Annotated in this window: 13 protein-coding genes and 1 tRNA gene; 7 read left to right on the top strand and 7 right to left on the bottom strand. The window is 32.2% G+C overall.

What is annotated here, in order from left to right; translation table 11 throughout:
- The first annotated feature begins 264 nt into the window (after nucleotides 1-264).
- Nucleotides 265-1,542, top strand: a complete 1,278-nt coding sequence (locus tag ACW9JY_RS08215) for a sigma-70 family RNA polymerase sigma factor (protein ID WP_103077738.1) — start codon at nucleotides 265-267, stop codon at nucleotides 1,540-1,542.
- An 88-nt stretch (nucleotides 1,543-1,630) separates the two neighbouring features.
- Nucleotides 1,631-1,705, top strand: a tRNA-Glu gene (locus tag ACW9JY_RS08210).
- Nucleotides 1,706-1,812: 107 nt separating this feature from the next.
- Here the strand turns inward: ACW9JY_RS08210 and ACW9JY_RS08205 are convergent.
- The 6 genes from ACW9JY_RS08205 to rpmH are packed head-to-tail and all read right to left on the bottom strand — an operon-like array spanning nucleotide 1,813 to nucleotide 5,505.
- Nucleotides 1,813-2,640, bottom strand: coding sequence for a hypothetical protein (locus ACW9JY_RS08205; protein ID WP_103077739.1), 828 nt, complete (start codon nucleotides 2,638-2,640; stop codon nucleotides 1,813-1,815).
- Nucleotides 2,641-2,699: 59 nt separating this feature from the next.
- A complete protein-coding gene (gene jag / locus ACW9JY_RS08200) occupies nucleotides 2,700-3,350 on the bottom strand; it encodes an RNA-binding cell elongation regulator Jag/EloR (RefSeq protein ID WP_103077740.1) in 651 nt (216 codons plus the stop codon).
- Nucleotides 3,351-3,358: 8 nt separating this feature from the next.
- Nucleotides 3,359-4,747: a membrane protein insertase YidC gene (gene yidC / locus ACW9JY_RS08195; RefSeq protein WP_169925218.1), complete on the bottom strand. Its 1,389-nt coding sequence runs from the start codon at nucleotides 4,745-4,747 to the stop codon at nucleotides 3,359-3,361.
- A gap of 1 nt (nucleotide 4,748) precedes the next feature.
- Complete coding sequence (gene yidD / locus ACW9JY_RS08190; protein WP_103077742.1) at nucleotides 4,749-5,018, bottom strand: membrane protein insertion efficiency factor YidD; 270 nt, start codon at nucleotides 5,016-5,018, stop codon at nucleotides 4,749-4,751.
- Nucleotides 5,015-5,371, bottom strand: a complete 357-nt coding sequence (gene rnpA / locus ACW9JY_RS08185) for a ribonuclease P protein component (RefSeq protein WP_103077743.1) — start codon at nucleotides 5,369-5,371, stop codon at nucleotides 5,015-5,017. The genes yidD and rnpA overlap by 4 nt, the downstream gene beginning before the upstream one ends.
- Nucleotides 5,371-5,505 carry a 50S ribosomal protein L34 gene (gene rpmH / locus ACW9JY_RS08180; RefSeq protein WP_012208441.1) on the bottom strand — a complete coding sequence of 45 codons (135 nt, stop codon included), beginning with the start codon at nucleotides 5,503-5,505 and terminating at the stop codon, nucleotides 5,371-5,373. Before rpmH ends, rnpA begins: the two co-directional genes overlap by 1 nt.
- 305 nt (nucleotides 5,506-5,810) lie before the next feature.
- Here rpmH and ACW9JY_RS08175 point away from each other — a divergent pair, with 305 nt between their 5' ends.
- Together ACW9JY_RS08175 and ACW9JY_RS08170 are read left to right on the top strand one after the other, a co-directional pair.
- The gene (locus tag ACW9JY_RS08175) at nucleotides 5,811-6,692 is read left to right on the top strand and encodes a damage-control phosphatase ARMT1 family protein (protein ID WP_103077744.1); all 882 of its coding nucleotides are present in this window, start codon (nucleotides 5,811-5,813) and stop codon (nucleotides 6,690-6,692) included.
- 55 nt (nucleotides 6,693-6,747) lie between these two features.
- On the top strand, nucleotides 6,748-8,259 hold the full coding sequence (locus ACW9JY_RS08170; protein ID WP_457283978.1) for a 5'-nucleotidase C-terminal domain-containing protein: 1,512 nt from the start codon (nucleotides 6,748-6,750) through the stop codon (nucleotides 8,257-8,259).
- 39 nt (nucleotides 8,260-8,298) lie between these two features.
- Here ACW9JY_RS08170 and mutL read toward each other — a convergent pair whose 3' ends face one another.
- The gene (gene mutL, locus ACW9JY_RS08165) at nucleotides 8,299-10,170 is read right to left on the bottom strand and encodes a DNA mismatch repair endonuclease MutL (RefSeq protein ID WP_457283977.1); all 1,872 of its coding nucleotides are present in this window, start codon (nucleotides 10,168-10,170) and stop codon (nucleotides 8,299-8,301) included.
- A 126-nt stretch (nucleotides 10,171-10,296) separates the two neighbouring features.
- Here mutL and ACW9JY_RS08160 point away from each other — a divergent pair, with 126 nt between their 5' ends.
- The 3 genes from ACW9JY_RS08160 to rlmB are packed head-to-tail and all read left to right on the top strand — an operon-like array spanning nucleotide 10,297 to nucleotide 12,571.
- Nucleotides 10,297-11,454: a glycosyltransferase family 4 protein gene (locus ACW9JY_RS08160; protein WP_457283976.1), complete on the top strand. Its 1,158-nt coding sequence runs from the start codon at nucleotides 10,297-10,299 to the stop codon at nucleotides 11,452-11,454.
- A complete protein-coding gene (locus tag ACW9JY_RS08155) occupies nucleotides 11,451-11,870 on the top strand; it encodes a Mini-ribonuclease 3 (protein ID WP_103077748.1) in 420 nt (139 codons plus the stop codon). The genes ACW9JY_RS08160 and ACW9JY_RS08155 overlap by 4 nt, the downstream gene beginning before the upstream one ends.
- Nucleotides 11,843-12,571 carry a 23S rRNA (guanosine(2251)-2'-O)-methyltransferase RlmB gene (gene rlmB, locus ACW9JY_RS08150; protein ID WP_103077749.1) on the top strand — a complete coding sequence of 243 codons (729 nt, stop codon included), beginning with the start codon at nucleotides 11,843-11,845 and terminating at the stop codon, nucleotides 12,569-12,571. The genes ACW9JY_RS08155 and rlmB overlap by 28 nt, the downstream gene beginning before the upstream one ends.
- The last annotated feature ends 9 nt before the right edge of the window (nucleotides 12,572-12,580 follow it).

The following is a 12,580-nucleotide window of genomic DNA, read 5'->3' as shown; positions in this document are numbered from 1 at the left end:
TTACATGATACCAGATTATTTAATCATTTGTTCATATTTCATTTTTTCTACCCACACTTTTTGGAAGAGAACCAAAAAAATTATTACATTTATGTATATTAATTGCTTTTTCATATTTATTTAATATTGTCACGCTATAATATTTAACAGAGATATAACTGTTTGTTCTAAAATAGACTACTTATTTTTAAAAGTACCTCTATGATTTTATCATATGGTTTCTTAATTTCTTTATTTTAATTTTTTAATAGAAGGTGAGTTTTTATGATTGAAAAAGACAAAAGTGCAGATTTTGAATCAAAAAGCACAGATGTTTCACAAGTCGATAAAAGCTCAAAAGTCAAAAAATATTCTTTATCTTTAACTATTAAAAAGGATCCTTCCAACTTCACTGATGAAATATTAAGAAAAATCAAAAAAAAGCTGTCGAAGGATCAGAAAACAGTGACTTTTGAAGAAATTGATGAATCTATTCCGAGCAAAATGCGTGAGGAGTTTACACTAGGATTTTTAATAACTGTTTACAATGAATTAAAGAAATCTAATATTTCTGTTATAGATAGCTCGATACATCATTTTTATGAAGAAGACGAAGAAGAAAAAGATTTAGAGGCCAATGAAGCGTTTAAAGATTCTGGAGAATACGAAGAGATTTTCGAAGATTTTGGTGATGTTGAAGTCGAGATGTGTGATAATATTTCATTGCAGGATCCGATTAAAATATATTTAAAAGAGATTAGTAAGAGCAAATTATTAACACCTTCAAGAGAAAGAAAACTAGCAAGAAAGGCACAGATGGGGGACAAACGAGCCAGGGAGGAGCTTATAAAAGCTAATCTGAGATTAGTTATTAGCATTGCAAAAAGGTATGTTGGCCATGGATTAGGCTTTTTGGATCTCATACAAGAAGGAAATATTGGTTTAATGAAAGCTGTCGCTAAATTTGATTGGAAAAAAGGTTATAAATTCTCTACTTATTCTTATTGGTGGATACGCCAGGCTATAACAAGAGCGATTGCGGATCAAGGAAGGACTGTAAGAATTCCAGTTCATTTGGTAGAAACGATAAATAGAATGAATAGGGTGATAAATAAATATGTTCAAGAACATGGTGAAGTGCCTGATTTAGAAGAGCTCTCTGTTTTGATGGACAAGCCGGTAGATAAGATGAAAGAGGTATTAATTAGTGCCAAAAATATATTCTCCTTAAATGCTCCAATTTCTAACGATGTAGATGCAGAAGGAGAAAGTGAAGTACTCGATTTTATTGACTCTGATTCACCCACCCCCGATGAAGAGGGAAGAAAGATGATTATTCGACAAAAAATGGAAATGATCATTGACACGCTCTCACCTAAGGAAGCTATGATACTAAAAATGAGATATGGTTTCATAGATGGGAAACAAAAAACGCTTGAAGAAGTTGGAGAATTTTTTAACGTAACAAGAGAAAGAATAAGGCAGATAGAGTCCAAATCTATCAGGAAGTTAAAACATCCCGCTAGAAAAAAGATGATAGAAAATATTATGCAGGAATATTAAAAACGGATTTTTTAAGGTTCAAACCTATTGACAAGGTGATTGATAGTTGATATAATTACTGAGGATTTGAAGATGAAAAGATATTAATGGCCCCATAGGATAACGGTTAGTCCATTGGATTCTCAGTCCAAGAGTCAGGGTTCGATTCCCTGTGGGGCTGCCAGAAATAAATATCGGGTAGGAGAAAGATAAAAATTTTATCAATCTTCTACCCGATAAATTTTTATTAATATTTAAAGCAAATCTATTTGATTCGAGGAAAGGATTAACTCACAGCTTTTCTGTAGGAATGGTTCCACATTCGAAAACATGATTGAAAAGATTAAAAGAACTATCAACCGCTGATTTCAATGTGTAACCTTTTATGATACTACTGATAAAATTAGCTTCAAAAGCTGATACTGCCTCTTCAAAGTACTTTTTTTCTTTAACTTTCACTTCATATATTTTTTTGTCAAAAGAGATTGCATCTTTTGCTATAATTATCTTATTATCAGCTTTTAAATTATTGCTTTTTTCTGCTAATTCTCTATATCCATTTTTTGAGCTTAAAAAAAGATAATCACATGAAAATTTATAAATTTTATCTATATAAGATTCAGGTAGATCAACAAATATTCTTCTTTTTACCTTAGTCAAATCAATTATCTTTTTGTTCCAGGAGTTGTACACGATAAAAAGATTTTTGATATTGTAGAGATATTCGGTAATAAATTCAGGTTCTACTTTTAAGTTTGCATCACGATAATCAACGTATTCTGTATTTTCTTCTATATTTCTAACCTTCCTCGTATTTCCTCCTGGTTTGTCGATCCAAATAATAGGGATTTTTTTTGTTTGAAAAGTTTTAAGTATTAATTCAATATATTCATCAGAACTTAAAAAATCAAAAATCGATGGTTTTATATGAAAATAATCATTCAAATAAATGGCAACCCTTCCTCCTGGTCCGGCTACCTCAGTTGTTATTTTAATATTATCTTTTATTCTTTTTATAATATGTTCAATTTCTATACCACCCAAAACACCAATATCAGGAAAATTTTCTCTACTGATTATGGAAAGAACTTGTTCTTGATATTGGTAAACAGTTTTCAATTATGTTTCCTCCCACAATGTTTTGAATACTGGGTTTAGTGTCAATGTAAATGCTTTTATTAATTGTGACCATTTTTTGATGGGTAAATTACTACTTTTCTATACGGTTCTAACCCTATGGAGACAGTGTGTAATTTTGGATAATTATAATTGATGTATTTGTGAATTATTTTTCTTTCAAAAGAAAACATGGGGGCCAATTCTACCTTTTCATGAGTCGTTATTGCCTTTTTGGCAGCATTATCGGCTATTAGTTCTAGGTTTTTTTTCCTATTCCTTCTATAATCCCCCACATCCAATTTAACATCACATTTAGTATCTGTCATCCTATTGACATAAATCATTGTTAAATGCTGTAGAGCTCCAAGGTTCCGCCCCTGTTTACCTATTACTTTACCCAAGTTTTCCCCTTCTAAAAAAACTTTCAAGTTCTTATTGTGATAATTTATATTGATATCAACATCTTCTTCAAAATAAGAAAGAATATTTTTCAAAAAATTTTTTACTCTATTGATAAGATATTTTTCATTAGGATAAGCTTCGATAATGAGAGGTTTTTTACCTATCCCTAGAAACCCCTTGGAAGGTTCTTGAATAATCTTATAAGAAATCTCATCGATACATGATGCGTTAAAATCTGATTTTGCTTTTTCTAAAACCGATTCCAAATCAGTTCCTTCAAATTTCGTCTTACCTTGTAATTTAAGCAATTATCATTTCACCTCCTGACAGGCTTTGGACCCAAACCAACGAGTTGTCTAATCGTAATGCCTTTGACGTTGTAAATCCTGTTGTACACAAATGTCAACAAGGTTTGTATTACAGAATTCATTGAATAATAAATGAATACCCCGACTGGTAATCCAATTAAAATGAAAGGGAACACTACAGACATAATGACCGACGTCCATGCGCTCCTGGCATCTTGCGACATTAAAAGGGCATTTATTAAAGAAGCAATTATAGCTATTAATAGTAAGAAAAAATTGGCTTGGAAACCGCCTTGAGAAAGATCTGTCCAAAAGAGGAATCTGGGGTTGTATGCATAACTACCTTCAAAATAATAAATTACCTGCCATAATATGATCATAATGGGCAGAGGAATCAAAGAAGTCAAACAACCTCCGGCAGGGTTAACTCCTTTTTCCTTGTACAATTTCATCATTTCTTCTTGTTGTTTTTGAGGGTTCTTATATTTTTTCCTTATTTTGTCAAGCTCTGGTTGTAACTGTTTCATTTCGATCATGGATTTCTTTTGCCTGCCATATACAGGGAATAATATTGCATTTACTATGAGGGTAAAAAGTATTATAGCCCAACCAAAATTCCCTGTCACTTTAAATAGCCACCAGAAAAAGTTCACGAACCAATAAAAAATATTAGTGAAAGGTCCAAACTTTCCTAGATCCTGCATTAAATCTATTACTGTGGAGTAAATATTTCCTTCTTCTAAACCATCAAACGTTTCTTTTATAAAAATTTTCTTGGTTGGACCTAAATATGAGATTATTTTTTGATCCGAATAATCTAATGGGAATAAGTATTGGTTTTGAGAGAATTCTATCTCTTCCGGGGTGTAAATGGCTAGTGTAGAATCTAAAGCCTCACCTGTTAAAAGTGATTTATCAATGTATGAAACAAAAACATTGTCACTATATCTTATTCCAGATGAAAGGGATATGCTAGGTAAAACAACGTAACCATTCAAGTTTTTAAATTGAACATCAAAATGATAGTTAGGATCGTTGTAAAACTTATAAGTCTTCTGCCCTCCATTGGGGAAAAAGTAATTTACTTCGATATAACTTTGATCTTCCGCCAATCTTATATTATAGTTACTTGGTAAAATTTCTGTCATATTTTGAGTATCTAAAATATTGTAGCTATCTCCTGTATACTCATAAACTAAATTATATTTTTTCGTTCTACTATTGTAGAGTTCGAAATTTAAAATATGTCCATTTTGATCTAACTTCAGTCTGTATAATTTCATTTCGATATTAATTTCGTTATTCAAAGAACTCTCTGATACCGTTATCTCTGGTATTGCAAAGGCGATAAAGTTCAAAAATAAGAGTAACGTCAAAATAAACAATCCTTTTTTCAAGTCATACACTCCTTCTGTGTTGTTTGTTTTTTCCTTGCTTATGGACAAAAAAATAAAACTGTTCGGGGACAGGATCATAGCCCCCTTTGTGTAATGGGTTACATCTTATAAAACGTCTAAATCCCAAATACAAACCTTTAAATACTCCAAACTTTTCCACCGCTTCATAGGTATAAGATGAGCATGTCGGTAAGTAAATACATTTGGGAGGGGTTGCAGGCGATATATGTTTTCTGTAAAAATCTATCATCTTGAGAACAAACTTTTTCATTCGCTTATCTTCCTCACCAACTTTAAAATAAGACTTTTCATTTGGGAATAATTTATTCGTTTAAAATTTTTGGATAATTCTTTTCTTGGAATGAATACGAAATCGTATCCTATTGGGAAAAAAGTTTTGTTGGTTCTATATATTTCTCTAATGTATCTTTTAACTGAGTTTCTAACAACTGCGTTGCCAAATTTTTTGTTCACAATTATACCAATTCTGTTGTAATCCATAGTATTTTGCGCGTATATTATAACAAAATTATTGTCGATTAAACGCCCGCCCTTTTCAAAAACATTTTTGAAATTCCTTTTTAATCGTAAGCGTTCTTTTTTCTTGAAAGTTTGCCCTTCCATTATACTGTTAAACGTTCTCTGCCTTTTGCTCTTCTTCTTCTTAAAACATTTCTTCCAGTTGATGTTCTTTTCCTAGCTAAAAAGCCATGAGTTCTTTTTCTCTTTATCCTAGATGGTTGATATGTTCTTTTCATTTTTTCACCTCCAAATCCAATTAAATTAAATGGTTTGTTAAAAATAAAATTGCTATGTATTTGAGATAAGGTTGTTTAATCTATCTTAAAGACAGATACAACCAATAGAAGCTGAATATTTGATGTTAAAGCTATCGAATATATTATAATGATTTAATGTTTTAATGTCAAGAAAGGGAAGTAACAATTTTTTGGGATATTTTTCTTAACAAAATACTAAACAAAACTAATACTAAATTAATTAAACAATGATAGAATTAAAAGTAGTTTTGTAAGGAATTTAGAAATTCTTGGGGTGAACAGAGATGAATATAGATTATGAATGTATCGATTGTCTTCTAAACCACTCTTCTGAGTTAATGTCTAAAGTTAATACTAACTCTTCAGATTCTTTTCATAACATTTTTGATGATTACAAAAAGGTTATTTTAACAACATTCGAGGATGTGACTTCCGCCCATACACCTTATTTTTTGGTAAAAACATTTTATGATTCTTTTTATGATGTTTTTGGTGAAAATGATTACTTTCGTACAGAAAAAGCTGACTTAAACCAACTTTTTATAGAGGTGTATGATGATCTATTAGATTTTTGTTTTTCTAGCAAAGATCCTCTTTATACTGCCTTCAAATTATCACTGATGGGAGAACTTTTTTGCCACAATTCGGGGAATTCCTTTGGCGAATTGGAGATAGAAATCCAAAATTTTTATAATACAAAGAGGGTAGTAATAAACGATTTAGAAAAATTTAAAAAAGAGATCGAAAATGCCCGGCTCCTGCTTTTTATTCATAATTATGCTGGGGAAATAGTTTTTGATAAGTTATTTATAAGGGTCATGAAAGAATTAAACCCCAACTTGATAGTTCATTCTGCTTTGAAATCTCGCCCAGTTTACAAATGTGCAACTAAAAAAGATGCCGATCAGATTTTTTTAAAAGAGGTTTCTATTCCTTTTGATAGTGGATCTGAATATTTGGGCACCGATTTAAGCTTCGTTAGTCCATCTTTCAAAAATATCTACAATGAAGCAGATATTGTAATAGCTAAAGGACAATCTAACTTTGAAAGTTTGGCTGATGAAAATACAAAAAAATTAATTTATTATTCTTTTGTTGTTAAATGTTCGAAAATTGCGAAACATCTTGATGTGAACAAAGAAGATTTAATATTTAAGCGAAGTTGAGTTATTGGTCCCAATTAGGGTGTGGTTGAAACCAACTCAAAAGGAGGGGAACAAAATGAAAAGAGTCTTAGGCATTTTAGTTGTTATGGTTTTAGTTTTATCGGTATTTGCAGGGCCTAATCACTTAGTAATTTTCCACATGAACGATACTCACGCACATGTGTGGGGAACGGAAGATGGTGGAGGATTTGCCAGGGCAGCTACCCTGATAAATCAAGCAAGAGAGGAAGTGGCTAAGGAAGGTGGAGCAGTACTTTTTCTACATGCTGGTGATGTAAATACAGGGATTCCAGAATCTGATCAGTTGGATGCAGTTCCTGACTTTTTGGCTTTACATTACATGGGTTTGGATGCTATGGTTTTGGGTAATCACGAATTCGATAAACCTTTTGAAGTGCTTGAGAAACAATATGAAGTAGCACAATTTCCATTCTTAGGGGCAAATTTTGTCGATGAAAAACATGGAGGACCAATTTTTGAACCGTACATCATAAAAGACTATGGTGATTTCTCAGTTGGAATTATAGGTCTTGTTACTGAACAAACGAAAGTTTTAGAACCAATTTATTTAGGCGAGAATACAATTGTGGATGCAGAAGAGACTTTAAAGAAATATCTTCCAATAGTCCAAGAAAAAGCCGATGTAGTTATAGTCCTTGCGCACTTAGGTTATCATGCAGATGGAGGAAGGCCTAACTTGTCTGTTGAGTTCACTACCTCAGATGAGTTAGCTGAAAATATATCTGGAGTAGATATTATAATAGACGGACATTCTCATACTTTGTTAGAAACACCTGTAGTAATCAATAATGTTATAGTAGCACAAGCTGGAGAGAATGCAGAGAACATTGGGAGAATAGATTTATGGATTGATGATGGTAGGATAGTAGATTGGAGAGGAGAAGTAATTCCACTAACATCTGATATCCCCGAAGATCCTTTCATAAAAATGTTTACAGATGCTTTTTATCAACTTGGATCAGAGGCTTTGAATGAGGTTGTTGGAGTGACAAAAGTATATCTCGATGGGGAACGAGCCCACGTTAGAAGTGACGAAACGAATCTAAGCAACCTTATAGCAGATGGCATGATTTGGAAAACAGGTGCGGATGTTGCTTTAATGAACGGTGGCGGGATAAGAGCCTCTATTGAAGCAGGGAATATAACCTACAGAGACATTTTGACTGTTTTACCTTTTGGAAACACATTGTACGTTTTAGAGTTGACTGGGAAAGACATAATGGATGTTTTAAATTATGCTGCTACAATTCCTGATGGCCAAGGAGCTAAGTTACATGTTGCAGGGCTAACTGCAGAAATAAAAGGTGGAAAAGCTACAAACGTAAAAATAAACGGTAAACCCATTGATTTGAACAAAACTTATAAAGTTGTTACCAACAACTATGTAGCTGCAGGCGGAGACGGATACACTATGCTTGAAGGTAAACCTGGTTACGATACATACTTTAGAGACGCGGATGCTTTACGTGAATACATTGCTCACTTGGGAACTATAGAAGATTATACTTCTCAAGAGAGATTGATAGAATTAGATCAAGTTAAATAAACAAACAAAAAGGGGTGTAAGAAAAAGCTACACCCCTTTTTAAGTCCTTCCAAAGTATTTATCTAAGGTTTTAAATGTAATTTGAATCATTATCGGCCTACCATGTGGACAGGTTAGTAATTTTTTCTCAAAGATGTTGTTTAAAAGTGTTTCCATACCGGTAGGATTATCTTTAGTTTTTACAGCCGCTCTACACGCCATAGTAGCCAAGTTCTTATCAAGTATGTTTGATTGTTGATCAAAATTTGATATTCTTAGATCATCCGCTATCTCGAATATCAATCTTTCAGCGTCATCAATTTTCACAAGGGAAGGAAGTCCTTTTACAATAATTTCTTTATCTTCTTCTTCCAATTTTATACCCAATTTTTCTAAGTGATCTTTGTTTTCTAAAATTATTCCTTTTCTTACTTCGTCTAAAGATATTTTAAGAGGGTTAAGTAGAAGATCGGAAGTAAGTCCACCTTTTTCGTATAGGTTTTCCTTTAAAATTTCATATATATAACGTTCATGTGCGGCATGAAAATCTACTAAAAGTAATTTGTCTTCCCCTTCGACTACAAGATATCTTTCAGCAACTATGCCCAAAATGCTTAATTTTTCAAAAGAATTAATTTTTTCAACAGGTGTAAACGTCTGATTCTTTTGATATTCAAAACCTTTAAAATCAAAGGTTTTTGACGGTTCATAAAGTCTATAATTATTATCATTATCAAAATGGATATTTCCTTCCTGAAGATCTTCTATTTCAGAGTTATTAAAAAAATCGTCTGTATTTTCAAAATAATCTGCATTCGTAGTTTTTTGTGAAAGATCAACTTTTTGTGAACGCTCTTTCTTGCTGTATAAATTTTGAACAGAGAACGAAGAATTTTCATTATTTGTAGCAGGGGTATCGTTACTACTTATGAATTCCATCGTAAAGTGAGTGTTTTCCTTTAGGGCCTCTCTTACAACTTTTTTAAGTAAAGAAGCTATCTTTTGTTCGTCCGTGAATTTTACTTCCAATTTTTGAGGGTGAACGTTTACATCTACCATATCTGATGGTATTTCTATGAATATTATTCCATAAGGATGAATTGATTTTTCTAGCATCTCACCGTAACCTTTTTCCAAAACGGAGTAAAGTGAAGCCGCCTTAATATACCTGTTGTTTACAAAAAAGTGTTGGGCGGTTCTGTTATTTCTTCCAACTTTTGGTTGTGAAATAACTCCAGATATTTTGCATAATGAGTCGTTGTGTTCAATTTCTATGAGATCATCTCTTTTTAACTCGGGATATATTTTTAAACATTTTGTAATTAGATCCATATCAGAAGAAAATTTGTAGATTTCTTTGTTGTCTCTTATATACGTTAAGTTAATGTTGTTCGTAAAAGCAAACTTTTCTATAATCTCTGTAACGTATCTTCCTTCTGAAGAATCACTTTTAAGAAATTTTCGACGTGCGGGAATGTTGAAAAAAAGATCCATAATCTCTATTTTCGTTCCATTTGATGAGTTAACCCTCTTTTTTTCTATTATTTTTCCGCCTAATATTTCTAACATTGTTCCAACTTCTTTTTCAGGTGGTTTGGAGGTCATTTTCATTCTAGAAACCCTTGAAATTGAAGAAAGGGCCTCACCTCTAAAACCAAATGTTTTTAATTGATAAAGATCCTCAATGGAGAAAATTTTGCTTGTGGTATGAGGAAGTATAGATAATTCTAATTCCTCTTCTTCCATCCCAATTCCGTTATCATCGACTTTAATTAGCGATTTGCCACCATCAAGTATTTCAACGGTTATATTATCTGCTTGGGCATCTAAAGAATTTTCTACCAATTCTTTAACTACAGAGCTTGGCCCAGATACAACCTCTCCAGCCGCTATTTTCATTACCACTTCAGGGTTAAGTACTTTTATTCTCATAAAAAACACCTCTTCAAAGTATAACAGTTCATTTATTATTATATCATCTTTAAAAACTCAACCTCAAAAAATAGTGAATTTTTGTTATAATAATACATGTATGAATTTTATAAGGGGGAAATGCAATTGAATATAGGAATGTTTTCCGATACTTATTTACCGCAGAAAAATGGAGTTGCTACAGCTATAAAACTCTATAAAGATGAAATGGAAAAAAGAGGACACAATGTTTATCTATTTGTACCAAAATATAAATTTGACTATAAAAGGAACGATGATAAAATCTTTGAATTTCCGGCTGTTAAGTTTGTCTTCGAGAAAGAGCAGAGGATTGCTCTACCTTTTTCTCCAGAAATTTTTAAAATTAAAGAGTTAAACTTGGATATAATACATTATCACGATCCCTTTTCTATGGGAATTCTTGCAAGAATTGTTTCACGTATGTTAAAACTAAAACATGTAGCGACACATCATACTATGTATGATTACTATTTGCACTACCTACCATCGATAGTTAGGCCGCAACCAGAATTTGTTCAAAAAATCATAAAAAATTGGTGTTTAAAAACGGATAAAATAATTGCTCCTACAGACAATATAAAAGAGACGCTCGTTGAATATGGTGTACCTTCAGAACATATTGTAACTATTCCAACTGGGATAGACCTAGCTTCTTTTGATAAACCTATTAGCTGGGATTTGAAAAAAGAATATCCACAAATAAAAGATGATGACAGAATTCTTTTATTTGTGGGTAGGTTGGGAAAGGAAAAGAACATAAGTTTTCTTTTGAAGGTGTTTAAGAAAGTACTTTTAGAGGAAACAAAGGTAAAATTTGTTATTGTTGGTGGAGGGCCTGAAAAAGAAGCATTGGAAGAGTTAGCTATGGAGCTAAACATAGCTGATAATGTTATTTTTACAGGTTCACAACCAAGAGAAAAGGTAATAGATGCCTACAAACAAGCTTATTTATTTATTTTTGCTTCGTACACTGAAACACAAGGATTAGTTATTCTAGAATCTATGGCTGCTGGTACTCCGGTAGTCGCTTTGGGTAAATTAGGTGTTTATGATATACTTTCTCAAGAAGATGCAGGTGGAATTATGATCAAAGATTTAAATGAAGATGATTTTTCTCATGAAATACTTAAACTATTAAAAGATTTATCGTCATACGAAGAATTAAAAAAGAAAGCTAAAATTTTTGTTAAAGATAATTATTCCATCGAAAAGTGTGTAGATATGATTTTGGAACTATATAAAAGGGAGATATTGACTGTATGAAAGGATTCGATGAAATTATAAATCTCCAACTTGCGGATCTGCGTGAAATACCTATTGAGAACTTTTCCTATATTGGAGATGCTGTTATAGGTTTGATTTACAAGGTGAAATTGCTAAAGGATGGCAGGATAAAAACAAAAGATCTTTATGAAAAAACAAAAGATTTTTTAAGTGCAAAAGCTCATTCAAAGTTTGTTGATATTGTGTTAGATCATTTAACTCCAATAGAAATGCAGTATTACAAACGAGCGGAAAATTCGAACGGTGCGAAGAAAAGAGGCAACGACAATGATTATAGGAAATCTACAGGATTTGAAGCAGTCATTGGATACCTTTTTTTGACTAAAAGTTACTCAAGAATAGAGGAATTATTGGGAGTGATCGATAATTGTATATATACGGAAAAAACATATTGAAAGAGATTATTGAGACTCGTTATCCTGTAAAGCATATTTTTTTCAGTAGTTCCAAAACGGAAAGAGGGTCTTTAAAAGAAATCGTCGAAGATGTTGCAAATTTAGGATATTCTTACAGTTTTTCCCCCAATGAAGTTTTGGAAAAGATGGCTTTAACAAGCAAGCATCAGGGAATCGTCATTGATATCGGGAACGATTTTAAATATGAAAATTTGGATATAATTGAAGGAAAAGAAAAACTATTTTTAGTAATCTTGGATCAAATACAAGATCCGCATAATTTTGGAGCTATTGTAAGGACTTCGGTGGCTGCAGGGGTTGATGCCATTATAATACCAAAAGATAATGCTGTTGAAGTCACACCTGTTGTTATAAAAGTATCTTCTGGTCAAATATTTAAGATACCAATAATTAAAGTAACCAATCTTTCCAATACAATAGAAACATTAAAGAAGAAAAATGTTTGGGTTTATGGAGCAGATGTCGAGGGCAAACCTTATTATGAAATCGATTGGCAAGGAAACATATGCTTGGTTTTTGGAAATGAAGGGAATGGCATTCGAAAAAACGTTAAAAACCATTGTGATGAATTAGTAAGCATACCGATGTTTAACAACGTTGAGTCTTTAAATGTATCGGTTAGTGCTGGAATTATACTTTTTGAAGCAAAAAAACAAAGAACTTTTAATAAGCAATTATAAATTTCAAAA

The sequence above is a fragment of the Petrotoga sp. DB-2 genome (genome assembly GCF_054051725.1).
Note: the sequence above shows the minus strand (reverse complement) of the source record. Positions and strands in the feature narration are given on the sequence as shown.

Bases quoted from the DNA above. Each gene is read 5' to 3' on its own strand.
- ACW9JY_RS08215 (WP_103077738.1), top strand. From the start codon at position 265: ATGATTGAAAAAGACAAAAGTGCAGATTTTGAATCAAAAAGCACAGAT.
- yidD (WP_103077742.1), bottom strand. From the start codon at position 5,018: ATGAAAAAGTTTGTTCTCAAGATGATAGATTTTTACAGAAAACATATA.
- rnpA (WP_103077743.1), bottom strand. From the start codon at position 5,371: ATGGAAGGGCAAACTTTCAAGAAAAAAGAACGCTTACGATTAAAAAGG.
- rpmH (WP_012208441.1), bottom strand. From the start codon at position 5,505: ATGAAAAGAACATATCAACCATCTAGGATAAAGAGAAAAAGAACTCAT.
- ACW9JY_RS08175 (WP_103077744.1), top strand. From the start codon at position 5,811: ATGAATATAGATTATGAATGTATCGATTGTCTTCTAAACCACTCTTCT.
- ACW9JY_RS08170 (WP_457283978.1), top strand. From the start codon at position 6,748: ATGAAAAGAGTCTTAGGCATTTTAGTTGTTATGGTTTTAGTTTTATCG.
- mutL (WP_457283977.1), bottom strand. From the start codon at position 10,170: ATGAGAATAAAAGTACTTAACCCTGAAGTGGTAATGAAAATAGCGGCT.
- ACW9JY_RS08155 (WP_103077748.1), top strand. From the start codon at position 11,451: ATGAAAGGATTCGATGAAATTATAAATCTCCAACTTGCGGATCTGCGT.